This window comes from Paraburkholderia sp. RAU2J (assembly GCF_003634845.1).
Taxonomy (GTDB): domain Bacteria; phylum Pseudomonadota; class Gammaproteobacteria; order Burkholderiales; family Burkholderiaceae; genus Paraburkholderia; species Paraburkholderia fynbosensis.
In genome coordinates, this window is record NZ_RBXG01000004.1 from 524,373 (window position 1) to 547,766 (window position 23,394).

General features: G+C 57.8%; 18 protein-coding genes and 3 pseudogenes. 8 read left to right on the forward strand and 13 right to left on the reverse strand.

Annotated features, from left to right (window positions below):
- Nucleotides 1–84 precede the first annotated feature (84 nt).
- Complete coding sequence (locus B0G69_RS40345) at nt 85–477, forward strand: tautomerase family protein (protein WP_121325561.1); 393 nt, start codon at nt 85–87, stop codon at nt 475–477.
- Between the two features lie 92 nt (nt 478–569).
- Here B0G69_RS40345 and B0G69_RS40925 read toward each other — a convergent pair whose 3' ends face one another.
- A complete protein-coding gene (locus tag B0G69_RS40925; protein WP_147440854.1) occupies nt 570–767 on the reverse strand; it encodes a hypothetical protein in 198 nt (65 codons plus the stop codon).
- A 772-nt stretch (nt 768–1,539) separates the two neighbouring features.
- Between B0G69_RS40925 and B0G69_RS40350 the strand changes: the two genes are divergently transcribed.
- Entirely contained in the window at nt 1,540–2,508 is a 969-nt protein-coding gene (locus B0G69_RS40350) for an alpha/beta hydrolase (protein WP_121325562.1), read from the forward strand.
- A gap of 217 nt (nt 2,509–2,725) precedes the next feature.
- Nucleotides 2,726–3,141 (forward strand): annotated as a pseudogene (locus B0G69_RS42645) (VOC family protein).
- Nucleotides 3,142–3,557: 416 nt separating this feature from the next.
- Here the strand turns inward: B0G69_RS42645 and hmpA are convergent.
- The 3 genes from hmpA to B0G69_RS40370 form a co-directional block, all read right to left on the reverse strand.
- The gene (gene hmpA / locus B0G69_RS40360) at nt 3,558–4,742 is read right to left on the reverse strand and encodes an NO-inducible flavohemoprotein (protein WP_121325563.1); all 1,185 of its coding nucleotides are present in this window, start codon (nt 4,740–4,742) and stop codon (nt 3,558–3,560) included.
- Nucleotides 4,743–5,077: 335 nt separating this feature from the next.
- Nucleotides 5,078–6,256, reverse strand: coding sequence for a YbfB/YjiJ family MFS transporter (locus tag B0G69_RS40365; protein WP_241991758.1), 1,179 nt, complete (start codon nt 6,254–6,256; stop codon nt 5,078–5,080).
- Nucleotides 6,257–6,725: 469 nt separating this feature from the next.
- Nucleotides 6,726–7,619, reverse strand: a complete 894-nt coding sequence (locus B0G69_RS40370) for a LysR family transcriptional regulator (RefSeq protein ID WP_121325565.1) — start codon at nt 7,617–7,619, stop codon at nt 6,726–6,728.
- A gap of 233 nt (nt 7,620–7,852) precedes the next feature.
- On the opposite strand from B0G69_RS40370, the gene B0G69_RS40375 reads away from it, so the two are divergent.
- Nucleotides 7,853–9,031: a PLP-dependent transferase gene (locus B0G69_RS40375; RefSeq protein ID WP_121325566.1), complete on the forward strand. Its 1,179-nt coding sequence runs from the start codon at nt 7,853–7,855 to the stop codon at nt 9,029–9,031.
- 166 nt (nt 9,032–9,197) lie between these two features.
- Here the strand turns inward: B0G69_RS40375 and B0G69_RS40380 are convergent, their stop codons facing one another.
- Nucleotides 9,198–10,268 (reverse strand): nitronate monooxygenase family protein, encoded by a 1,071-nt coding sequence (locus B0G69_RS40380; RefSeq protein ID WP_121325567.1) that lies wholly within the window; start codon nt 10,266–10,268, stop codon nt 9,198–9,200.
- Nucleotides 10,269–10,360: 92 nt separating this feature from the next.
- Between B0G69_RS40380 and B0G69_RS40385 the strand changes: the two genes are divergently transcribed.
- Nucleotides 10,361–11,230, forward strand: a complete 870-nt coding sequence (locus tag B0G69_RS40385; RefSeq protein ID WP_121325568.1) for a LysR substrate-binding domain-containing protein — start codon at nt 10,361–10,363, stop codon at nt 11,228–11,230.
- A 147-nt stretch (nt 11,231–11,377) separates the two neighbouring features.
- Here the strand turns inward: B0G69_RS40385 and B0G69_RS40390 are convergent, their stop codons facing one another.
- Nucleotides 11,378–12,886, reverse strand: a complete 1,509-nt coding sequence (locus B0G69_RS40390) for a tannase/feruloyl esterase family alpha/beta hydrolase (protein WP_158609071.1) — start codon at nt 12,884–12,886, stop codon at nt 11,378–11,380.
- Nucleotides 12,887–13,523: 637 nt separating this feature from the next.
- A complete protein-coding gene (locus B0G69_RS40395) occupies nt 13,524–14,201 on the reverse strand; it encodes an MOSC domain-containing protein (RefSeq protein ID WP_121325571.1) in 678 nt (225 codons plus the stop codon).
- A 112-nt stretch (nt 14,202–14,313) separates the two neighbouring features.
- On the opposite strand from B0G69_RS40395, the gene B0G69_RS40400 reads away from it, so the two are divergent.
- Nucleotides 14,314–15,273, forward strand: coding sequence for a LysR family transcriptional regulator (locus B0G69_RS40400; protein WP_121325573.1), 960 nt, complete (start codon nt 14,314–14,316; stop codon nt 15,271–15,273).
- Nucleotides 15,274–15,318: 45 nt separating this feature from the next.
- On the opposite strand, the gene B0G69_RS40405 is transcribed toward B0G69_RS40400, so the two are convergent.
- The 4 genes from B0G69_RS40405 to B0G69_RS40420 are packed head-to-tail and all read right to left on the reverse strand — an operon-like array spanning nt 15,319 to nt 18,924.
- Nucleotides 15,319–16,344: a nitronate monooxygenase gene (locus B0G69_RS40405; RefSeq protein WP_121325574.1), complete on the reverse strand. Its 1,026-nt coding sequence runs from the start codon at nt 16,342–16,344 to the stop codon at nt 15,319–15,321.
- Between the two features lie 4 nt (nt 16,345–16,348).
- Nucleotides 16,349–16,903, reverse strand: a complete 555-nt coding sequence (locus B0G69_RS40410) for a cytochrome b/b6 domain-containing protein (RefSeq protein ID WP_121325576.1) — start codon at nt 16,901–16,903, stop codon at nt 16,349–16,351.
- Between the two features lie 39 nt (nt 16,904–16,942).
- Nucleotides 16,943–18,616, reverse strand: coding sequence for a cation/acetate symporter ActP (gene actP, locus B0G69_RS40415; RefSeq protein ID WP_121325578.1), 1,674 nt, complete (start codon nt 18,614–18,616; stop codon nt 16,943–16,945).
- Entirely contained in the window at nt 18,613–18,924 is a 312-nt protein-coding gene (locus B0G69_RS40420) for a DUF485 domain-containing protein (protein ID WP_121325580.1), read from the reverse strand. The genes actP and B0G69_RS40420 overlap by 4 nt, the downstream gene beginning before the upstream one ends.
- 419 nt (nt 18,925–19,343) lie before the next feature.
- On the opposite strand from B0G69_RS40420, the pseudogene B0G69_RS40425 reads away from it, so the two are divergent.
- Nucleotides 19,344–19,924, forward strand: a pseudogene (locus tag B0G69_RS40425) (Fe-Mn family superoxide dismutase).
- Nucleotides 19,925–20,024: 100 nt separating this feature from the next.
- On the forward strand, nt 20,025–20,921 hold the full coding sequence (locus B0G69_RS40430; protein ID WP_121325582.1) for an alpha/beta fold hydrolase: 897 nt from the start codon (nt 20,025–20,027) through the stop codon (nt 20,919–20,921).
- Between the two features lie 286 nt (nt 20,922–21,207).
- Here B0G69_RS40430 and B0G69_RS40435 read toward each other — a convergent pair.
- Both B0G69_RS40435 and B0G69_RS40445 read right to left on the reverse strand, forming a co-directional pair.
- Nucleotides 21,208–21,727, reverse strand: a pseudogene (locus B0G69_RS40435) (DDE-type integrase/transposase/recombinase); the annotation flags it as partial.
- A 746-nt stretch (nt 21,728–22,473) separates the two neighbouring features.
- Nucleotides 22,474–23,175 (reverse strand): GntR family transcriptional regulator, encoded by a 702-nt coding sequence (locus B0G69_RS40445; protein WP_121325587.1) that lies wholly within the window; start codon nt 23,173–23,175, stop codon nt 22,474–22,476.
- Between the last annotated feature and the right edge of the window lie 219 nt (nt 23,176–23,394).

Below are 23,394 nucleotides of genomic sequence, written 5' to 3' on the forward strand. Positions count from 1 at the left end.
CATTGTTCCCGAAACACGGCACACCGGGCCTGTCCCGATGCCGGGGTGCCTCCGTGAAGCTGTCTTTTTCAAGGAGAAATTCCCATGCCGATGCTGAAATTCGACCTCATCCAGGGCCGCACCGACGAACAGGTGCGCAACCTTCTCGATGCAACGCACGAGGCGATGGTACAGGCCTTCAATGTACCGGTTTCCGACCGATATCAATGCGTCACGCAGCATCGCCCTGGCGAATTGGTCTTAGAGGATACGGGGCTCGGCTACAGGCGTTCAAAAGACGTCGTATTGCTGACGGCGGTGAGCCGGAGGCGCTCCGAAGCGCAGAAAATTGAGTTCTACCGGTTGCTCGTCGAGAACCTGCAAACGCAGTGTGGCATCTCGCCGGACGACGTGATCGTTTCGATTGTCGAGAACGACGACGCTGACTGGTCTTTCGGCAGGGGGCGCCCGCAGTTCATTACCAAGGAACTGACGTGATGCCGGCTAGGTTTGATGCCGCGCGGCGGCCGCTCGTTAACACGTAAAGGCCGATGAAACCCTTCTTGATGTAACCAGGGGAGGGCGTGTCTTTATGATCCGCTGACAGGCAATCTGATACCCGACAGAGCAAGAACAACGGTCAAAACACGCTGTCCGGGGCGTTGCTCGCGCAGCGGCGACGGCGCACCGTTTCTTCTGAAGCGTTGAGCTATTGCGGCAATGCGTTCCAGTATCAGCTGAGAATCGAGCGGGCAAAGAGAAAGCGCGCTCGAAATGAGATTGCTCAACCAATTGTTTCTTGCGCGCGAGCCGGCAAACTTCCTTTCCGCTCAGCCTTTCATGTGTGGTGTTATCGCATGGAACTCGCGATGCAGCAACGCGCGGCAGCGCGGGTACGATCCGGCGCTCAGCGCTCCAATGCCTCCTTGATAAGCCGCTGCCTTTCGCCGGCCAGGCGGCCGCTCAGATTGGAGTTTCCAAGGAACGTGCGCTCTTTGGAGCGTCCATAGCCGATGCTAGTTATAGCGGACTGCGAAGTTTTCGGGCCTCCCGTTCGTGCCGAAGCGCGACGGCTAGATCTCGTTTCATCGAGACGCGTTCGGCCATCGCTCTTCAACGTATCGTCCGGATTTATCGAATACTCTTGTTGACTTCGAATTTTCACTGTAATTGAAAAGGTGCAACCTGCCGAATGATTGGACGCAATGCGCTGGCGTCTGCTTGCGGCAGCCCAGGCGAACCAGGACAGGAGTGCACCGGCGATAGATGATCTTGCGTGGGGCGAACCCGGCTTGGCAGTCGCCGAACTTGTCTTCGCCTTGAGCACCATCGAAAATTCGTCCGTCCAGAGATACGGTTGTTAGCGTTCCGGATGCCAGCGTGTAGCCACGCGCACTCGCCGTGCGAGTAATTCTGTAACGCACACTCGGCATCAGATTGTCCTGTTAAAACGGACACTGTGTCGAACGATCGACGGCTTCTGTACAAACCCGCAGGCCCCTATACTCGGGTTTGCGTTCGCTGTACTCGTCATGCGGGTTGTAAATTTCACGGGAGCCGATGATGAAGAAGAGTTTTTTGACGTTGATCACATCGCTAGCCGCATCGTTTGCGGTTGCGGCAAGCGACAACACTCATTTATCCGCGCACAGTAGTGCTGCGCGTTATCCGACCACATATCGAACGGTGAAGGTCGACGGCCTCGATATTTTCTATCGCGAAGCTGGCCCAAACGATGCGCCGACGATATTGCTGCTGCACGGCTTTCCGTCCTCATCACGCATGTTCGAGCCGCTCTTCGCGCGGCTGGCGGATCGATATCACCTCGTTGCCCTGGATTATCCAGGTTTCGGTCATAGCTCCGCACCTTCCCCGACGGACTTTGCCTACACATTCGATCACATTGCTTCGGTGACCAATGACTTCGTCGAAGCGCTCGGGCTCAGGCGCTACGTGCTGTATATGCAGGATTATGGCGGTCCGATCGGCTTCCGGCTTGCGATGGCGCATCCGGAGCGGGTCGCCGGGTTGGTGGTGCAAAATGCGGTCGCGCATGAGGACGGGCTTGGCCCTCTGTGGGAGAAGCGCCGTGCGTTCTGGGCTGACCGCGAAGCCAACGAAGCCGCCCTGCAGGGCAACTTCCTTTCTCTGGAGGCGACGAAACAACGTCATCTGGGATCGACGCCTAATCCCGAGCGGTATGACCCGGATCTGTGGGCCGACGAGTACGCGTTTCTGAATCGACCGGGTCAGAAGGAAATACAGACGGAGCTCTTCTATGATTACCGGACGAACGTCGCGTCCTATCCGGCATGGCAGGACTGGATGAGGAGGGCGCAACCGGCGGCGCTCGTCGTGTGGGGGCGCTACGACCCGTCGTTTCAGATCGCGGAAGCGGCAGCCTACGCTCGGGATCTTCCGAAAGCTGATATTCATGTGATCGACGCCGGTCATTTCGCGTTGGACGAACAGCCCGACGCGATTGCAGCACTCGTTCACGGCTTCATGCGACGCCTGCCCCGGGGTTGAGGACATTCGAACACCATGCCGGTCGGCGGGAAGTTGCGTTGTGTAGCGCGTCCGGGCGGAATCATGTGCGAGCCGGCGGACGTCTGGACATTTTTCGCGTCAGCGGCTGGCGCCGGACTACGGTGGCACGTCGGACAGCGAGGAAAAATCGGATAGGGCGGTCATGGTGATCGGTCAGACAGATCGAATGCGTAAACACGCGTGAGGAGAAGGGTGCATGAGCAACGCCCCGTTGACTGGCGGTATCGACCATATCGCATTGACCGTCCCCGATCTTGCGACCACACGTGATTTTTATTGAATGTCTCGGCTGGCGCCAGGTAGGCGAGCGTCCGAGTATCCCGCGGTTTTCGTGTCGGACGGTGCGGTGACATTGACGTTGTGGGAAGTCAAGAAACAGACTTCGCTAGTTGAATTCGATCGCAAGACCAACATCGGGCTTCACCGTCTTGCGCTTCGTCTCGCGAGTGAAGATGCCTTGTGAAAGTATTTTCGAAAGTATCCCAGTGGCCTGGAGTGCGAGTCGAATTTTCGCCCAAAGCGCTCGGAGCCGGACCGAAGCGCCATGCAATGGTGTACGAGCCTGGCGGCATTCGGGTGGAGTTCGACTACGACCCGCGTCTGGTCCAGTGAGTCGTAAATCCGCTTCATGCTTGATCTTGCTGCGCGAGGAGGAGGTACGGCGCGGACAGGTTTCGGACTCGCGCAGACAGGCTGCTATGGCCTCACGACAACTGCATCGTCCCATGTGTTGTTGACTGGCGCGGGTGCATCCAGGTACGACACATCGAGAGGACCGTACAACCGGTGCGTTGAGTCATTCCCACGCCACTTCGACGGCCTGTCGTACGACCAGCAGTTTTCGCCGAGACGGTCTTGTTCCTTATCCGACTCAATAGATCGCCTCGGCGAAAGCGAGCCGGCTCCGGCGTCCTGACCCGGCGGAACTCTGGCGAGCACGACGACGGATAGCGAGTTCCTGTCCGCGGGCGCGAGTCTCCTGCAGACCGAATACCGCGAGATCAGGAGTCGACTCTATCTTTTCGTTGTCAATCCAGCGCCTCTGCCGGGCCGAAGAATTCGTATCGGCAACGCTCGTCGGGCTGCCCCAGATCGCGCAGCGTTCGCTTCACGAAACCCATGAACGGCTTCGGGCCGAGGAAATACGCATTGAACGACTGATCGGCCGGAAGCCACTGACGCAACTGCTCGAAAGTGGGCCGGCCGACTGCGTCAGGCGTGCGTTTGTCTGCCGAATCGACATGCTCGTAGACAACATACGCCTGCAGTTGAGGGTAACGTGCGGTCCAATCGTCGAGCAGGCCGCCGAAGGCGTGAACCCGTTCATTGCGCGCGTAGTGGATGAAAACAACTGGCCGCCCGGATGTCAAAGCAGTCTCCGCTATCGCCAGAGTTGGCGTAATGCCGACGCCGCCGCTGATCAGGGCTACAGGAGCGCTGCCATCCAGAAGGGTGAATTCGCCTGCCGGAGGAAACAGGTCCACGGTGCTGCCTTCCAATACGTGGTCGTGCAGGTAGTTCGACGCCTTTCCTCCATGCTCGCGTTTGACACTTATGCGGTAGCCGTGACCGTTCGGTGCGGCAGACAGTGAGTAATTTCGGCGAATTTCCTCGCCGTCGATAGTCAGACGCAGCCCAATGTACTGGCCTGGAGCGAAGTCTGCGACGCGCTCGCCATCACCGGGCTCCAGGTAAAATGAAGTGATCTCCGCGCTCTCCGGGACCTTGCGTACGACGCGGAACGGTCGAGCGCCCCGCCACCCTCCCGGCGCCATCGCGAGTCTGTCATAAACCTGACGCTCCTCGGCAATGAGGAGATCGGCGAGTTGCTGATAGGCCGCGCCCCAAGCCTCGATGACAGGGCCGGTGGCGATTTCCGGGCCGAGTACATCGCTGATCGCCCGTAGCAGGCATGCACCCACGATCGGATAGTGCTCGGGCTGAACTTGCAGGGCCACGTGCTTGTTGACGATCTGTGCCGCGAGTGGTCCTAGGGCTTCGAGCTGATCAATGTGGCGGGCATACTGCAATACTCCGTTGGCTAGTGCGCGCTGCTGCACGCCGCTTGTCTGGTGCGCCTGATTGAAGAGGGGGCGCACCTGTGGGTTTTCGGCGAGCAGAAGCTTGTAGAAATGGGAGGTGAGCACCTCCCCGCCCGTTTCCAGCAGCGGGACAGTCGATTTGATGATATCGCGTTGGGCGTTTGTCAGCATGGGAAAGCCACTCCTCAAGGGGCTGGTCCCGGTGCCGTTTTCAAGGCACCCAGAGTTGCCAGCCACAGATCATTCGGGCGGTCGTCGCACTTATTTGGCGACTCGCGCGGGACCCCTCGAACGATAGGCGAGACGGCACTTTACGTAAAATGCCAATTGATGATGCCTCGCTTCACTGTCAGTGATTTTCGCCGGCGCAACACGGCAGGTTGTGACGCGGATGTTTTTCGATGAGATGAAGTCGCGCTCGCTGCCGCGTCGATATCTGTCGCCAACAACAGCGTAAACAACTCGTCCAGCCGGTCACGATCCTAGAGCCTGTCCGCGTGAAGTGATCAACGGATATGGGCGGGACCGACGCCGATCGCCAGGATTGCCGCGAGGATCAGCGTGCCCATTGCTGTAAAGAGTGATCCAGTGAAGGTGTGGCTACTCGTGTACAGCGCATTGGCCACCAGTGGCCCGACGATCTGGCCGATCCCATAGGCTGCTGTCATGCCGGCGAGCATGTTGAAACGTACTGCATGTGCCACACGCCGCGCAGCCGGCATCGCGATGGTCACGGTTCCCATGAATGTGCCGCCTACGAGTAAGGCGCTTGTGAGGTACGACAGTGCGGAATGATCCAGTGCCGGGAGCACGACGCCGATCGCCTGTACGACAAGATTGAGTACGAGGCTAAAACGCGTGCCATACCGGACCTGCAGCGTGTGCCAAAGAAAGCACGACGGCACGGCGCCAAGACCAAAGACCGCCCAGACCTGTATCGGATTCACCGAGCCCGAGGCTCCCTTGATCAGGAGAGGAAGATAAGTTGCGGTGATGATGTATCCGAACCCCGCAAGGCCGTAGATGACAATCAGGCGGACCGCGTCGAGTATGGAGCTATTGTTCTCGCGTGCGCCGCTGCCATCGCGGCCAAAATGCAACTCGGGCTTCGGCTGGGCTCCCAGGGCGGGCATCGCGACGAGCACCATGACCAAGCTGCTGATTGCCAGGACGAGCCATACCATCGAACTGTCAAGCCCGGCGGCATGGCCTGCCGCGATCAGTTCTGCGGACAGGACAATACCCGCGCCGACACCGGAATACAAAAGCGGCGCGCCGTGGGCGTGCCCCATGTGCTGAAGCAGCCAGAGTGACGCAGCAATCATCGAAATCGCACTAACAATACCAGCGAGTCCACGAATCACGACGATAGCCCACGGACCGTGAATCCAGGCCAACGCACCCATGCAGATGATACTGATGATGGCGGTTGCGATGGACAGACCGCGCGCGTCGGAAGGTCGGGCACGTGCCACCAGCAGCGCGCCAGTCAGGTAACCTGCATAGTTTGCCGATGCGGCCAAGGTTCCGCTATGAACGGTCAGGATCTGGTCACTGATCATCAATGGGTAGAGGCCGGTAAAGGCGAAGCGCCCGAATCCCATGCCGATAGCCAGGACTGCAGCAGCGGCGAGCGATGGGCCCAATGCATAGCGTTGGGCAAATATTGATGACGAGGCATTCACGTTGCTTCTCCCGGGATGCTGAAGGTCACCGGATCCATTTGTTGAATCTTCCATATAACATTCGCAATATCGAGCGATGCTTCGCGCCGACGGCGATAGGAACGCTCGTGTTCGCGTGGACAACTGAACGCGTCTGCCGTGAGCGAGGTTCGCCTCGTCGGCTACCAATCATGAACGTCCAAAGCGCCGCTTTTTGGTTCTTAAAAAGGAAATGATAATATCACAATATTCTTAAAAAGAGAATGCGAAAGGCGATCGAATTCACCCGCCGCCTTGCCTAAGGAGTTGCTGTTGTTGCTTGGTCCACACGCAACGCGGGGTAGGGGCTGACTTGGATTGGTCAATCGTGCCGTTGTGTTATGCGCGTTCCGCGAGATACGGAACATCGCGACCGACGTTGATTTTCCGTCGGCATCCCGCCGGCGGCGGGCGTACAGTGGCGGGTCGATGTCTGCATTGACGACATCGCCTAAAACGGAAACTCCGCCGCAAAAGTTTCCTTGAGAAAGGCGAGCACGATTTTGATTCGTGGCAGCCGGCTCAGATATTGATGCGTGCTCACCCAGATATCGCGGTTTACCTGGATAAGCTGAGGCAGCACGGGTACGAGACCGAAGCGTTCAGCGCGCGCGAACGCCGGCAACATGACTATCCCGGCGCCAGCGACTGCCGCGAACATCTGCGCGAGCATGCTGCTCGAATAGAAAGCGATCGCCGGCCCGGCGATCGCTTCATCGAGCCACCGCACGGCGTCCAATTGGATCAGATCGTCGATGTAACCGACGAACGCGTGATTGCGCAATGCATCAACCGAAATCGGTGTTCCGTGCCGCCCGAGATAATCGGCGCTCGCATAGAGATGCAATGGAAAACGTCCGATCCGCGACACTTCGAGATTGAGGCCATGCGGCTCGAAGAAGCTGAGAAAGATATCGGCTTCGCGCTGTGAGATGCGCACGTCGTGAGACGACGTCACGAGTTCGATAGTTATGCTTGGCTGTACCTGCTTGAAGCGGGCGAACTGCTCGCTCAGATAAAGCGACGCAATCCCTTCCATTGTCGCAACGCGCACGTGCCCGGCGGGAGCGGGAGTGCCGTTTTCCAGCGTGTCAGTGAGCGAGAGCAGGTTCGCTTCGATCGCTTCAACATGAGCCAGTATCATGCGCCCTTGAGCATTGAGGCGACAACCATGACGGTCTCGCTCGAAGAGTGGCGTTTCCATTGCGAACTCGAGTGCAGAAACTCGGCGGCCAACGGTGGCGTGGTCCATGCAAAGACTACGGCCTGCATTCGAAAAGCTGCCGGCGCGCGAGACGGCCAGAAAAACGCGCAGATCGTCCCAGCTCAGCCGGTTGATATTCATGAGTCTTTCCAAAGAAGAGCCGGTGAGTATTGTGGCTGTGCAAATTTGCACTGGCCAGTGATTCTTTTCCGGGTGGTGAAGCGCGATTCCTGCGCGTACAGTGCGAAATCAAGATTGCGGCACCTTGCGGTCATGCGGATACGATCGCGTTGCCGCAGTCTTTCGGGGCCGCGCGTTCAACTGTCGCAAACGAAGAACTTCGTTCGCATTTTTTCCTGACTGCGGGTTTGCCCATGGCTAAAGATATCAGTACCAAGCTCATTCATGACAACTACGTTCCGCCTGCAGGCTACAAGGCGGTTCCGCCGGGAGTATTCAAGGGCTCGACAGTACTGTTTCCCAACGCGGCCACGGTGCGCGAGAGAGTTAAGGCATTTGGCTTGCGGGACGGATACAGTTACGGCCTTTACGGAACGCCGACGACGTACACGCTCGAGCAGCGTTTGTGCGCGCTGGAAGGCGCGCGTCACTGCCTGCTGGGGCCTAGCGGACAGGCAGCCATCGCACTCGTCAATCTTGGCCTCCTTTCGGTCGGGGATGAGTTATTGCTTCCGTCGAATGTATACGGGCCCGCGTTGCGACACGCACGTACTACATTGCCCCCGTTAGGCATCACGCACCAGTGTTACGACCCAATGGACCCCGCCGACCTGGAGCGCAAGCTGACTTCAAGGACGAAGCTCGTCTGGGTGGAGGCGCCGGGCTCTATCACCATGGAGTTCCCTGATCTTCGTAAGCTGATAGCGATCGCGAAAAACAAAGGCGCAGTTGTTGCGCTTGATAACACGTGGGGGGCGGGCATCGCGTTCAAGCCTTTCGAGCTCGGGGTCGACATCAGCATCCACGCCTTGACGAAATATCCTTCGGGCGGGGCCGATGTATTGATGGGGTCGGTGACAACCAACGATGATGCACTGCATGACCGGCTTCGGATCGCATACCTGGATTTGGGCATGGGTGTAGGCGCCAATGACGTCGAGCTCGTGCTGCGTGGTCTTCCGACGATGGAGGCGCGATATCATCTGCATGATGCAACCGCTCGCGATCTTGCGTCATGGCTGGCCGCGCAACCCGCCATCCTAAAGGTTCTTCACCCGGCGCTTGAAGGGAGTCCGGGCCACGAACACTGGGCGACACATTGCAGCCTTGCGGCGGGACTCTTTTCCGTTCTCGTCGACGACGCTTATACATCATCGCACGTCGATTCATTCTGCGACCAGCTAGGGCTTTTCGGAATTGGGCTATCCTGGGGCGGGCCGATGAGCCTTGTGATGCCCTATGACCTTCCGAGCATCCGCGACGGTGCGGGACGTTATACAGGTCATCTGGTGCGCTTTTCGATTGGTCTGGAAAGCGCGGACGACTTGCGGGAAGATCTTGCTCGGGCGCTGCGTGGATCTTTTGGTGGTTGATGGCTGCACGCTACGATTCCACCTGACAGCCAACTTGCCGGCCCGGCGCCGCGAACGCTTTTTTGCGATGTAGCGGAATCTTGCTGTCGACGATCCGCGCACGCATGCGCGGATCGTGTCAGGCAGGGACAAAAGTCAGGTCGCGACACACGGATCGAAAGTGGCGTCACCCGACCGCACTCTGCCACTCCTCGACCAGTGTGCGTACCAGTTCGCCGGCGGGAAGTTCACGAGCCAGTGGTGCCCCCTGTCCCGCCCATTGTGCGGCGAACTCATGATTGCCGAGTTTGGCAGCGGCGGCATGGAGCCGTTTCGCTGCATCGTAGGCAACTGGATAATCGGCGGGTATGGGGCTGCCGACAGCACTGCCGTGGGCGATCAGGCGATTGCCCATGCCACGCGCTGGGCGCCCTGATAGGGCCGTCGTAAGCCGAGTCATCTTTGCTCGCTCACACTTCAGATTTGTCCGATAACTTTCGTTCGCCGCGGATTCCGGGCAAAGAATGAATGCAGTTCCGAGTTGTACTGCTGCCGCTCCGAGATCCAGTGCGGCCTGGATGCTTCGACCGTCCATGATTCCCCCAGCGGCAATTACCGGCAGCTTTGTCTGGCGGACCAGGATGCGTACGAGCACTGCTGTGCTGAGGCCCTCATCGACAGCGTCGGGATCAAACATCCCCCGGTGACCTCCAGCTTCGATTCCCTGGGCTACGATGGCGTCGATGCCAGCTTGCTCAACCAAAGTGGCTTCTGCTTCGTTGGTCACGCTCGCGATCGTAACGATGCCTGCGTTGCGCAGGGCGTCGATGCAATCGGCCGGGGGAAGTCCAAAGTGGAAGCTAACGACGGCGGGTCGTTGTTCGAGCAACATGTTGAGCGTTTCTTCATCGCCAACAAATGTCTTATAGATCTCTTCAAGGGACGACGGCACATCGATCCCGCTTTCCGCAAATAGAGGCGCGAGATGCTGTAGCCAGGCCGATTCGCGCGCCACATCTCGCTGGGCAGCCCTGTGGCAAAAGACGTTCACGTTGAATGGCAGGTTCGTCAGTGCCCGCGTCTCTTCTATCATCTTGCGCGCTTGTGCAGTCGTGCTCGCGCCCAGGCCGAGTGAGCCTAGTCCTCCGGCATTGGACACTGCCGCCGCTAGTCGAGGGGTGGCCACGCCGGCCATGGGTGCCTGAATGATTGGGTACTGAACGCCGAGTCGAGCGGTGAAGTCGCTGGACAAACTCATGAAATATCTCCTTTCAAGAATACATACGTGGAGTCTGATTGAATCCCGAAAATAGAATATAATGATTAAATAATTCCTCAATAGAGAATAGCATGGATTTGGAGTCGCTCAAGATATTCTGTGTCGTAGCAGCGGAGCTGAGCATCACACGCGCCGCCGCACGTCTAGGGCGTGTTCAGTCCAACGTAACGACGCGTATTCAGCAGTTGGAAGCAGACGTAGGGGTCGAATTGTTCGTTCGGACCGGAAAACGCATGAGCCTGTCTACGGCGGGCGAATGCTTCCTCGGCTATGCGCAGCGGCTTCTGGCGCTGGAGGAAGAGGCGCGTCACGTGGTGACGGGCGGACTGGACGGAGGGGCATTGCGCATTGGATGCATGGAAAGTACTGCTGCCAGTCGCCTCCCCATCCTTTTGGCGGGCTATCACACACGCTTTCCGGCGACCCGCCTGGAAGTAACGACCGGGCCTTCGCGGCAGTTGCTCGAGCAGGTCCGCACCGGCCGCCTCGATTGTGCCTTTCTCGCTCTGCCCCCCGGTATCGGCGATGACGTCACACTGGAGGATATGGGGCTATTGGCCAAAAGCGTGTGGCGGGAAGAATTGCTGTTGCTGTTGCCTCCCGGCGAATCGTCGGTGCGTCGGGCGGCCGATGTCCGGGCGCGATCGCTGGCAGCATTTTCGCGGGGCTGCACGTATCGCGCTATCGCGGAAGAGCGGTTGGGCATAGCCGACACGACCGACTGGAACGTACAGGAGATGGGCTCGTACCACGCAATGATTGCATGCGTGTCCGCCGGTGCGTGCGTTGCGTTGCTGCCCAAAAGTGTCCTTGAGCTGGCCAAAGCGCCTCAGTCTCTTAAGACGTTGCATGCGGGCTACGCGGAAACCTGCCTGATCTGGCGCAACAACTACGATGTGCCAGCATTCCAGAATCTTGCCGGGCAGCTCCGAAGAATCTGAAGATTGACTGAAACAACGTCATGGCGCGACGCGCGTTGACATCGTTTGAGATGAACGCTGACACACACGTCGTGCACAACAATATGAATGAATGCAGATACCGACCGAGAGGTGCGAACCCGACCCGGTCGGATCGAGCTACGCCGTTTAAGTTCCAACTGGTACGCACGAGAAATTCTGAGCCTGATTGGGATCGCCGGAGCCGTTGTACTTTGGATACTTTCCGAGTTGACAGATGGGGCGCGACAGCGTGACGTTACCGGATGAATCCACGTTGGAGGCGGTGAGCTCGCTGGGGGGCACGCCTTTTTCCACCCAGTTGCGCAATTGCCCAATCATATCCGCCTGCACGGGACCTTTCATGGTAGGTCCCGTGTACCCGCAATGACCTACTCCTGGGAAAAGCCGCATCTGTGTGTTAGCTCCGGAAGCGCCGGCCAATGATGCAATCTGTTGGTACCAGTTGGCTGTTGCATCAACGGACAGCGCTGCATCGTCGGTGCCCTGGTAAAAGAGGACTTTTTTCCCCTTCTTGAGAAAGGACGCTACTGCGGCAGGGTCCACCTCGAGATGATATGGTGCGGCGGCGGTCACGAGTCGTTGCCAGTCGGTGTCAACATTGAATGCGGCGGGATCATATGACGTTCCCTTGTATACGACGTACTTTGCAATCGCCGCGCCAACCGATGCCATTGCCTGGTACATGTTCAGGCCGTTATAGCCCAGCTGCTGTGGTCCGAAGCCGAGCTTATAGGCCACGGTTGTACCGTCCGCCAGCACCATGTCCGAGTAGAGCGTTTTGATTGCCTTAAGCTGGTCCGGTGACCAGCTCGAAAGGGCAGTTGGATCGAACCTGCACGCCGACGGGTTACTGACGATGCCGTCGGTGACGCCGTCCAGAGAGTCGCACTGCGAAATGTATGCGTTGTTTATCTTTGTCCAGTCATCATTGGACATTGCCGTTGACGCGACCTGGGACTCGGCACGGATGAGAAAGCCAAGGAAAGGAAGGGCGGGCGCCTGAGAGATGACACCATCATAATTGTCGGGATACGTCTCGGCCGCCACCGTGGCTTCGACGCCTCCCCTTGAACAACCGACGAAGTACTTGTAGGAAGGATCCATCTTGTAGTAGCTCTTGACTACTGCCCTCCCGAATGCATAAGTATCGCCGATAGCGGCATAGGAATAGTCCGTTAGCGCCTGATTGTCGGTCAAGCCGGCACCGGTGCCCGTCGGATCGCTTCGCCCACCGTCGGAGCCGATAAAGACGGATCCATCCTGCAGCGGCTGGCGGCTATTCCATAGCGCGTTGCCATTCGGCAAGCTTCCGTCGAGCCCGCCGCCACCGCCATGAATCAGATCGCCGGTCCACGTGGTCGGCAGATAGGCCTCCATCTGAAATCCGCTCGGGTTGCCGTTTGCGTTTGCGATCACTGAACAGTATTCCGGTGCCACACCGCTGGCGGCGACAATAGATGCTGCTGTGACGGTGGCGGGACCAAAGGATGAGCCTACCAATCCTGAGCAGGCCGATCTCTGCGCAGTGGTCGGGAACGACGAGGTGGTGGTACTGCCTCCGCATCCCGATACAACGAGGGCGGCCACCATTCCCGCAGCGCCGATTGCGATTGCTCCGTTATGTGTAAATTTCATTGATCTACCCTCCATGGTCGCCCGTTCGTCGGTTGAATGGCAAACGCAGAGTGCGCAGAGAATGAGCTGATTGCTGGCTCATCTCGGTGCATGCTGCGATGATCTTTTGCCGATGTTTTCTCATCGGCTGCCAACATGGTTGCGATCCGAAATAAAAAGGTGAAATTCTTTGTTTTGATTCGTTCCATCTCAGCCGGTGATGTAGTCGCGCGAAAGGAGGCAATTCGGCCTAGAATCTGTGCGGCGAGAGTAAATGCCGAACGTAACGACTAACGAGGAGCATGCGCCGGCGATCCGAGCGTTCAGAGCCTGCCGTGCCCGCGAGCGCTATGTCGCGTGGACGCTCGTGTGAAAGCGATCGAACAATCGTGCGGACGACGGCGGTTGAGTGCGTGGTCCTGCTCTCCCATGAAGTCAATGAGAGCAACGCGCGTTAGCCGTACGCGTACTACGACAATGTTCCGATATGATTGTGACGCGAGGGATAAGCGGGTGATGCGCTGATGTTGTCGAGCGACCGACGACGGTTGCCCGCGCCTGGTTTGCATACGACTTTGAGCCGGAAGGATTTTCAGCGCGTCAAGTGGCTGCGTCCGTGCGTTGACTGCAGTGGCAGTTCTCCAGCGTCTTCGAATTTTCAGGACGGGGGACAGGATTGTGCTGAAAGCCACCTCATCCGCTCACTGAGACGCCGCTTCCAATCGGGAGCGAGACCCGGGACGTTGGCCAGGATTCTGAGATCTTCAATGGTGGGGCGGTGGGCCAATTGCACCTGCCAGAAACGATCGATAGAGACCTGGTCCGTCTGACGTTCCAGAAGTGTCATCTGATCGCCTGCTCGAACAACGCCTGGGCTGATGACCCGATAGTACCAACCCGTGATGCGGGTCTGCATCACATAGACGGACATACGGTCGACGCCGAAGCGATGATTGATCTTCCAGCAGGGACTGCGGGGCTGAGAAACCTGCAGCACTGCCGTGCCGGCTGCGAACACGTCGCCAATGTGCACGTTGCATTCCGACAGCCCGTACGCCGAAAGATTTTCTCCAAGGCTGCCGGGAACCAGTGCATTTGCGCGCTCCGCGAAAGCGTCTGCGAGCCGTGCATAGTTTTCGGCGGCGTATTGATGGACTGCCTTTTCAGGACCGCCGTGCACCCTTGAGTCGGCGTGCTCATCCCCGACTAAGCCGTCTACCTCAATGCGTGCGTGGCCGTGAATCTGTCGTTTGAAAATGCCGCTCCTGTGTCCTTCGAGGTCAAGGACGCCAGTTCCTCCTGCAAAGAGGCATTCAATCGTCGAGCTAAGCGTCATGGTCGCGGTTACTGCTGTTAGGTGTTTACGCCACTTTGCCGTGCCCCGGAGACCCAGTAAAGTGATAATAAGAGATAAAATGAATCACTCTTGGTGATAATTAGGTGGTGTCATGGAACTGCGTCATTTGAAGTTTTTCTGCGCGGTAGCGGAGTACGGCAGCTTCACCGCCGCCGCCACGAAGGTGCACACTGTCCAGTCCAACGTCACCATGCGAGTCAAGGAACTCGAACAGGAGCTCAATCAGCAACTGTTCATCCGCAACAAGGGCGGCGTGTTGCTTACATCCGCGGGGCGGACCTTTTTGGGTTACGCGCGCCGTATCCTTCAGTTGGCCGATGAGAGTCGAACTGCGATGCTGGATACGTCGACGCCTGGAGGACAGCTTCGTCTCGGGTCTATGGAAACGACGGCCGCGATACGTCTGCCGCAGGTGTTGACGAAGTATCGGCAGAGGTACCCGCAGGTGCAACTGTCGTTGGTAACCGGTACGACCGTCGAGCTGATCAAGGCCATAGAGAATCATGAGCTTGACGGCGCGTTTGTGGGCGGGATTCACCAGAACCTGACGCTGCTCCAGGAGGAGGTGTTCGAGGAGGAGCTCGTTCTAGCCAGCAGCTCAGAGATCGATTCGTTGACTGCGCTGATCCACACTATGCCTGCTCAGACGGTGCTGGTTTTTCGCACGGGGTGCTTCTATCGATCTACGCTTGAGAACTGGTTCTATCAGGCGGGTCTGATGCCGAAGGAGATCCTGGAGCTGGGGACCTTGGACGGTATTCTTTCGTGTGTGGCTGCGGGCATGGGCGTTACGTTGCTGCCCAAGGCAATCGTGGAGCGCTACGGGTCGAGGCTGGAGATCAGATATCACCAATTGCCGACCGAATTCGCCATCGTCAAGACGGTTTTCATTCGCAGGAACAACACCTTCGCTAGTCCAGCACTGACCGCGTTCATCGATCTGGCGCGCTGTCAGCTCACGCCGCCAAACGGCGACATTAAGTCCGGTCTCGACGAAAGCATTTCCCTCGATCACATGGTTGCCGGCACGATCGAGACCGGTGTTCACTAGACTTCCGGAATGGTCCGCCAGCCGAAGGGCGGCCGGCGGTATTCATTAGTTGGCGCCCCCTGCGACGATGAGTTGCTGTATCGACGAGGGCAGCGACTGACAGGCGGCCTCGTCGTTCGCAGTTTCCCTGGAAACGGATGTATGGGGCAATCCCTCGGTGAGCTCGGCGACTCGATCGGCCGCGGGAACGACGGCACTGATTTTTCCCACACCCTGTCCGGCATAAAGGGATAGTTTCTGTGCCATGCGCGGCTTGTCGATCGCGCGGGCGCCGCCCCCGATGAAACGAAGCAGATTCCACTTGTTGCGATTGGGAATCACCCGGTGGGGCGTGCCGTACTTCCAGCCGAACGAGTAGCCCGTCCGATATTCGGTATCGTCGACCGTGGAATCAACGATTTTCTGCTTGTAGAGAGGATGAGCGTTCGACTCCTCGCTGGCGACGAATGCGGTACCGACCAGCACGCCGGATGCCCCCAATCCCATCGCAGCTGACACATCGGCGCGACTGACGATGCCCCCTGCCGCAAGCACGGGGCGTCCTTGCGCAACGTCGATAATCGAGGGGAGCAGAGAAAGCAGCCCGATGGTGCCGCGATTGAGGTGTCCGCCGCTCTCGCTGCCTTGCGCAACGATGATGTCTGCTCCGCGCTGGATCGCCAACCGGGCGAGCTGGACGGAGCCAACCTGCACCATTACTGCCAAGCCGGCATCTTTGGCGCGGGGAATCATGTCGGCGTAGTCCTCTGCATAGAACAGCGAGAGCATCCTCGGTCTTTCTTCGAGAATGACCCGGAACTGCGCTTCGAATACATCCGGGCCGCCGAAGGAGGGAACGAGGTTGACGCCGAACGGCCGTTCCGTTAGTTGCCGGGTCTCACGTATCCATTGACGCAGGACACGCGGCGGTAACCGAAGGCCGCCGAGCGTGCCCATGCCCCCTGCGTTCGCGACCGCGGCGACCAGGTTCGGCCCCGAGATTGCTGCCATGCCTGCGAGAAAGATTGGGTATCGCACGCCGCATAGCCGGGTCACATCGTTTCCGGGAAACCCGTTTTCAATGTTTCGCATGATTTCAAAGCTCCACGTGTTTGCCAAGCATGCGTTTCAGTACATCGTTCCGAAGAGCGAAGTGATTCTTGAGCGCGCCGAAGATATGCAGGCCCAGGCCCGCGAGAAAGGCTGTCGAACCGAATCTGAAAAGGAATTCGATAACTCGATGTGCTTGCGCGTTGGGCCCTATCACGGCCGGTATCGCGATTCCCCAAGGCAGCGGCATCGCCGTTCCGGCGGTCGACCATGACAGCCATGCGGCGACGGGCAGCAATACCATTGCCAACGCCAGTGCGATCGCGACCGATCTGCTGACGATGACTTCGATAGGGTTGGGGGTGCCCAGAGGCAGGGGATGGTAGGAAGAAATTCTCGCCCAGAATCGATAGACTGATCCCAGAAAAAGCAGAACGCCCAGCAAATTCCGGATCTTTATCAAATTCATCGCGGGTGCTGCATCGACCGGGAACGAAACGGCGATGCTCAATGCAACGATTGAAACGAGCAACGCTGCTACCAACCAATGCAGTACCACAGTGAAAGGCGAGAACCCGAGGCCGTTATCTCGCAATTGCATGTTTGTCTCCTTGAATGATGCTCGGGCGGGTAACGCGAGCTAGTGACTCGTTGCGCCAGATGCGCCGAGGCCTGTTTGCGCTCGAACGAACTGGTCTTCGAAACTGGCCCGTTCCCTGATGGCGCGAGGACTGCCGTCCGTAACAGAGCCCAGCCAACTGAAGCAGAATGCGATGCTCATTGAGATGGCGGCCGGATAGTCGTACGGAAAAATCGCGTGAGCGTTGCCGAGCACTTTGACCCAGACAGCCGGCGAGAGAACGACGAGAGCAACGGAACTTGCCAGTCCGGCAAGACCCCCTAGCAGCGCACCACGAGTCGTGAGTCCCTTCCAATACATGGAGAGTGCGAGGATCGGGAAATTCACGGAGGCCGCGATCGTGAACGCAAGCGCGACGAGGAACGCGATGTTTTGTCCCTTGAACAGGATGCCCAGCACCACCGCTATCACGCCGATGCAAACCGCTGCTATCTTCGACACACGTCGTTCGTCCGCTTGACTGGCACGGTTCTTTTTGAAGACCGTCCCGTAAAGGTCGTGCGAAATGGCGGAAGTGCCGGCCATGGTCAGTCCCGAGACAACCGCGAGAATGGTCGCGAATGCGACGGCCGACAGGAAGCCGAGAAACAGGTCTCCGCCGAGCGCTTTGGCGAGATACATCACCGGCATATTGTTGCCGCCGATAAGTTTTCCGCCCAGGTGACCGGCCTCGTAGAAGGCCGGATTCCGGCCTACGATCACGATTGCAGCAAGGCCGAGTATCACGATGACGAGGAAGAAGAAACCGATCAGCCCGGTCGCGACAAAGACCGACTTCCTTGCTTCGCGGGCATCTCGAACGGTAAAGAACCTCATCAGGATGTGCGGCAACCCCGCCGTTCCGAAAACCAGTGCGAAAGAAAGGGAAAGCATCGCGATCGGATCCGACACATGCTTGCTCGGCAGCATAATACTTGCTCCGCTCGCGTGCGTTGCCACAGCGCTCTCGAACAGTGCGTCAAAGGAGAAGCCGAATTTGCTGAGTGCGAGCACTGCGAGCAACGTCCCCCCGAACAACATGAACGTCGCCTTGATGATCTGAACCCATGTCGTGGCGACCATGCCGCCGAAGGTTACATAGACTGCCATCAGCAACCCGACGCAAATCACCGCGTAGTTGTAAGGAAGGCCGAACAACAACTCGATCAGTTGGCCTGCGCCAACCATTTGAACCACGAGATAGAAGCAGACGACGGTCAGCGAACCGATCGCCGTCAGCGAGCGGATCCGATTCTGGTCGAGTCGATAGGACGCGATATCGGCTATCGTCACGCGCCCCAGGTTCCGGATGCGTTCTGCAAACAGGAAGAGAAGTAACGGCCACGCGATGAAGAAGCTGACCACGTAGATCATGCCATCATAACCGTTGAAGAAAATCATGCTGGTCACGCCAAGCAACGCCGCGGCCGACATGTAGTCGCCGGCTAGCGCGAGCCCGTTCTGGAACCCGGTGATTCCGCCGCCCGCAGTGTAGAAATCGTCCATCGACTGCGTTTTTGATGACGCCCACCAGGTGATCCCCAGCGTCCCCACGACGAATATCAGAAACATGACGATCGCAGGAATGTTGATCGCCTGCGCTTTAACCCCATGCACGGTCTCAAACGCCGCATAGCCTGTCGTAGACAGGCAAAGGATCGCTGCGAAAAGAAGGAAGTGCCGCACGCGGTTCATTTCCGCTCTCCCGCCAGAATCCGCGCGGTAATTCCGTCGAATTCACCATTGGCGCGACGGACGTACAAACCGGTGAGAAGCCAGGTCCCGACGATTAGCGTTACGCCGATCACCCATCCGATACTCACAATGCTCGTGCTGGAAATCTTGGTGGCGAGGAGATAGGGCGCGTATATGGCGACAAGAATGAAGGCGTAGTAGGGGATGATCGTCGCTGCGGTGAGACAAGCCACGAATCGTCTGCGGCGCCTGACGAGGATATCGAACAGGGGGGCCTGCGCGACCCCGGAACATGTGATTGTCGCCATTTGGTTGCTCCATTTGCGTGTGGTTGTCGGTGCTTCCTGCAGCCCATGACATTCGGTTGGCGTGGGACGGCAGCGCTGTGTGGATTAGACGATATGCCGGCCATTTTTACGCATCAAATAACGATTCGTGATGGTGACGATCGCTTTTGATGAACTACTGCCAATTCGCGATCGATGTCCGGGATGACGATGCCGTACCAGGAGGAAACTCAGTGTCGCGCCGGGACGGATGACCCGGATAATGCATGACGGATGATGATTCACTGTCAGTGAAGTTACCCATCATGAATCGTCGTTTTACAGCAGGGGCTGCGGCGCATATTGTCGAACAAGCCGGTTCAGTTTGGCAGTCCGTGCGCGAACCGTTTCGCTGGCGCGGAAGCCGGATACACTTTTTCCTGCACAAAAAAAGAAACCCAATGGAACACAAACTTCCCCTACTCCCCTATGCGAAGGATGCACTGGCCCCCCACATGTCGGAGGAGACATTCGAATACCACTATGGTAAGCATCACCAGGCGTATGTCACAAATCTGAACAAACTGATCCAGGCCACCGAGTTCGAGAATCTGACGCTGGAAGAGATAGTCAGAACATCATCGGGTGGCGTGTTCAATAACGCCGCTCAAGTATGGAATCACACGTTCTTCTGGAACAGCCTATCGCCGCAGGGTGGCGGGGAGCCGGGCGGTGCTTTGCGGATGCGATCAAGGGCCGGTGGAACTCGCTGGAGGCATTCAAGCGTGGGTTCGTAAGCGCAGCAGTCTCGAACTTCGGTTCCGGGTGGACGTGGCTTGTGAAAAGAGCCGACGGCTCACTGGACATTATGTCGACCAGTAACGCTGCCACGCCGATCACGAGCGATGTGCGGCCGCTCCTTACGATCGACGTGTGGGAACACGCCTACTACATCGATCATCGCAACGCGCGGCAGGTTTACGTCGAGGCCTTCCTCGACAATCTGATCAATTGGCCATTCGCGGAGGCCAACTTCGCTTGATGGTTCAAGAGAATATCAGCCGTCCTGACGACGGCCTTCCGATTTGCTTGTCTGATAACGACGGTCCATTAAAAAAGACTCGCTTCATGGAGAGGTACCTATGTACGGATTGAGAAGAGCCCTGACATGCTCGATGTTTGTTGCCGGCCTGAGCGCTGCCGCTGTGGGTCATGCAGCAGAGACGGCGATCAGTTTCACCGTCGATGGTCAGAAGATCTCCGGGACGCTCGAACTTCCCGAGAATGTACAAACGCCGCCGGTCATATTGATGCTGCACGGCTTCACCGGTGCTCGCAACGAGTGGTCGTCGCCCGTAGTCAAAGACGGGCTGTTTGGTCGCGGCGCGAAAGCTCTATCTGAAAAGGGCGTGGCGAGCCTGCGTATTGATTTTCGTGGTAGCGGCGAGAGCGATGGCAAGTTTGAAGATATGACTGTTGACAGTGAGATCAAGGATGCACTTGCAGCGCTGGACTTTCTATCGTCGCGGCATGACATCGACAGCCGGCGGATCTCTGTTGTCGGCATGAGCCTGGGCGGCGCGGTAGCGACCGCGGTAGCCGGTCGGACGACGCATCCGCTCAGATCGGTCGTACTCTGGAATCCCGGCATCAATTTGCCTGCCGCATTTACTTCCATCTATGGTGAAGACGTCATGAAAGCGGGGTTGGGTAGCGGCGATCAGGCAATTGCCGTGACCATGAGAGGAGGTGGGAAAACCGTCAAGTTACAATCCGCATTCTTCAAGAGCCTCTACACGACGGTTCCTGCGGCAGAAATCGAAAAATATCGTGGTCCGTTGCTGCTGGCGGTAGGTACGAAGGATACGATCGTATATCCGCAGCCTCTTGCAGCGGAGGGGCTCCTGAGCTATCACCACGGACCACATGTACTCTGGACGAGACCGGTGGATCACGGATTTGACGTCGAGCAAAGTGCCACGACAGTCGACGCACTTATCGAAGAAACGACCGATTTCGTATTAGAGCACTCGAAGTAGGTTGGCGAAGTGGTCGGATCGCCTGATCCGCGCTCGAAGGTGGGCGAAAGGATTCTCGTCCACGGCTGACGGCTCGGTGAGACGCATTGGGGCTGCCTCGGGGAAAAGCACGGCTGAGCGGGGACTGGCTACTCGCCGTACTTGCTCCAGTCGCTCGTGCAATGCATGGCAATCGGCACAGCGGGCTACACGGGCACGGGGCGGTCGACCAGCTTCCTCAGCCAGCTTGACCGGCTTTGTCAACTTGCCGGTAGCGAGACGAAATGGCGGCAGAGGTCACCATTGCTCAGCAAGCATTCGACGGATTCTGGGTGAGGTCGGTGAATTCGTGCCACGCAGCGAATCGAGCCGCGAGGTGTTTTCGATAGAGCGAAGCACGCAGCAGATGCCGCTTGAGCGCGAAATGCTACCGTATCGGAGAGGAATGCCTGAGTGCGTTTGCAGTCGCGAAATCCCCGCATGCGACGCTCGCGTTCGCGGGTAGGTTGGTGGCTGTTCTCCGCTCGATTGTTCACGCGCGCCGCGGCTTTAACGAACACGTGTTTGACGTTCGCCAATTCGGGAATGTCGGCCTTTGCGGCCGGGTAGCTGCGCAACTGGTCGGTCACGATCTTGCGCGGCACAGGGCATGAGCGAAGTACGCGGTTGAAGAAACGTTTGGCTGCAGCCTTGTCACGCCGCTTCTGCAACAGGATCTCGAGTTCGGCACCATGCTCATCGACGGCCCGCCACAGCAGGTATGGCTCACCGCGCAGCGTCACGAACATCTCATCGAGATGCCAAGTGCTGCCCGGTTTGCGGCGCGCAACCTTGAAAACTCCGACTCGTTGATCGCATAACCCTGCGTGCGAGCCATATCGATTTCTTATCCTAAACGATCGGGGTTGACAATTGTGTAAGGAGCAATTGGTTCCCGACGACCGCTCAATATATAAGCGTTGAGTTGCTTCTGATCCACGTTGGCGATGAGCACTCGGCCGCTAGACTTGCCGTGCAAAGGCGCAAATTGAGTGTTAGATGTGAATCGCCGATTGCACTATCGACGTAAGCCACCCCTCGTCGGTCCATAACGTCAAGACTCACGGTTTCCGAAGTGCGGCTTGCAGGCTCCCTGAAAAGTGCGTGGACGTGGCTGTGCGAAGACGAGGTGGCGAGCGAGTACGTTGGTCGCGAATTCCAGCAATCGGACCAACCTGATAGCGTCCGCGTTCGATGCCGTGATCAAGAAAGCCGAGTTTCTCGAGCAGGTGCACGGGGAGGGGAGCCGCCGTCTTCGGGATGCCGAGTGCAGTGATGATATCGATGGTTGATAACATCCGTATGAGGATACCGGAGCGTACGGCTTTACTCCGTAACACGCCGGTTAAATGCGATCAGAACCGACGCTTGGTCATTCCACATCAGGTTCAGCGCTTGTAGGTGGTAGTTCCAGTGAACCCGAACGAAGCGCGCATCGAATTCAAGCACGGACAAGGACCGAACTCTCGCCGAGATTTCGATGCCATTCAACCCAGTCCACGAGCGGCGATGCAACGATATGGAGGCTTGCGTTTCAAGGGAAATCCACAGTACACGCGAGCCTGTCAAACGGCGCCTGGAGAACACCATAAACAGTAATCCCTGGGTCGCTCGTGACCATTCGATATAGCCGCCGTAGCATGGGATAACCATTCGGGATGCCGAATATTTCTTCCACTTCGGCGGTGGCGGGAGCAGCGTCAATGACTAGATGGGTTTTGGTCACATGAATCGAATGCCTGACCAGTGCATCTACGACGAAGCGCTCCCCAAACTCATCCACAACTTCGTTACCGATATCCGGAGAAAGATAGGTCGTGTCGTGCATGATCGGCTCATCATCCATCCAAATCGTTTTTCGGACGCACAGCATCACCTGATCACGAGGGGCAATTGTGCCCAGGGTTGGATCCGATATTTTTTCTCTCGTCACCGACACAGAACGTATGCTGGTGTCGTCCAAGGATGGCTGCATCACATCAAGTTGACGTAGCAGCCTTTTTTGTTGTTTGACGTATGTTCCTTTCCCCGGAATCGATACAAGCGTTCCCGCCGCCTGCAGATCGCGCAGGGCGCGCTTTATGGTGATCGAACTAACACTGAATTCCTCGCTCAGCATGGCTGTCGAGGGGATGGCGACATCAGGGGGATAAGTGCCGGCAGCAATACGTCTGCGAAGCTCCTCCCGCACGGATTCATGTAGGGATTGTGAAGGTTGCAGTTGTGGCTTGATCAAGATATCTCTCGTGCGCTAAAGGTCGGTGCCTGCCACTCGGACTATAGCTCGGGTGGGTTGAGATGCCTAGTATTCCAAGCGCCATAGGGTGGCATCGAAGAGGGACCGAGACGTCGAGCGCATCCGTTTCGTGGGCGGAGATTGCGATCAAGGCCCAGAGTAGCGGTGGGCGGCAGCGCGTGAGTAAAGCCCTTTGTGTGACTACTTATGCTTGGTGGC

Bases quoted from the DNA above. Each gene is read 5' to 3' on its own strand.
- B0G69_RS40345 (WP_121325561.1), top strand. From the start codon at position 85: ATGCCGATGCTGAAATTCGACCTCATCCAGGGCCGCACCGACGAACAG.
- B0G69_RS40350 (WP_121325562.1), top strand. From the start codon at position 1,540: ATGATGAAGAAGAGTTTTTTGACGTTGATCACATCGCTAGCCGCATCG.
- hmpA (WP_121325563.1), bottom strand. From the start codon at position 4,742: ATGCTGACAAACGCCCAACGCGATATCATCAAATCGACTGTCCCGCTG.
- B0G69_RS40370 (WP_121325565.1), bottom strand. From the start codon at position 7,619: ATGAATATCAACCGGCTGAGCTGGGACGATCTGCGCGTTTTTCTGGCC.
- B0G69_RS40375 (WP_121325566.1), top strand. From the start codon at position 7,853: ATGGCTAAAGATATCAGTACCAAGCTCATTCATGACAACTACGTTCCG.
- B0G69_RS40380 (WP_121325567.1), bottom strand. From the start codon at position 10,268: ATGAGTTTGTCCAGCGACTTCACCGCTCGACTCGGCGTTCAGTACCCA.
- B0G69_RS40385 (WP_121325568.1), top strand. From the start codon at position 10,361: ATGGATTTGGAGTCGCTCAAGATATTCTGTGTCGTAGCAGCGGAGCTG.
- B0G69_RS40390 (WP_158609071.1), bottom strand. From the start codon at position 12,886: ATGAAATTTACACATAACGGAGCAATCGCAATCGGCGCTGCGGGAATG.
- B0G69_RS40395 (WP_121325571.1), bottom strand. From the start codon at position 14,201: ATGACGCTTAGCTCGACGATTGAATGCCTCTTTGCAGGAGGAACTGGC.
- B0G69_RS40400 (WP_121325573.1), top strand. From the start codon at position 14,314: ATGGAACTGCGTCATTTGAAGTTTTTCTGCGCGGTAGCGGAGTACGGC.
- B0G69_RS40405 (WP_121325574.1), bottom strand. From the start codon at position 16,344: ATGCGAAACATTGAAAACGGGTTTCCCGGAAACGATGTGACCCGGCTA.
- B0G69_RS40410 (WP_121325576.1), bottom strand. From the start codon at position 16,903: ATGCAATTGCGAGATAACGGCCTCGGGTTCTCGCCTTTCACTGTGGTA.
- actP (WP_121325578.1), bottom strand. From the start codon at position 18,616: ATGAACCGCGTGCGGCACTTCCTTCTTTTCGCAGCGATCCTTTGCCTG.
- B0G69_RS40420 (WP_121325580.1), bottom strand. From the start codon at position 18,924: ATGGCGACAATCACATGTTCCGGGGTCGCGCAGGCCCCCCTGTTCGAT.
- B0G69_RS40430 (WP_121325582.1), top strand. From the start codon at position 20,025: ATGTACGGATTGAGAAGAGCCCTGACATGCTCGATGTTTGTTGCCGGC.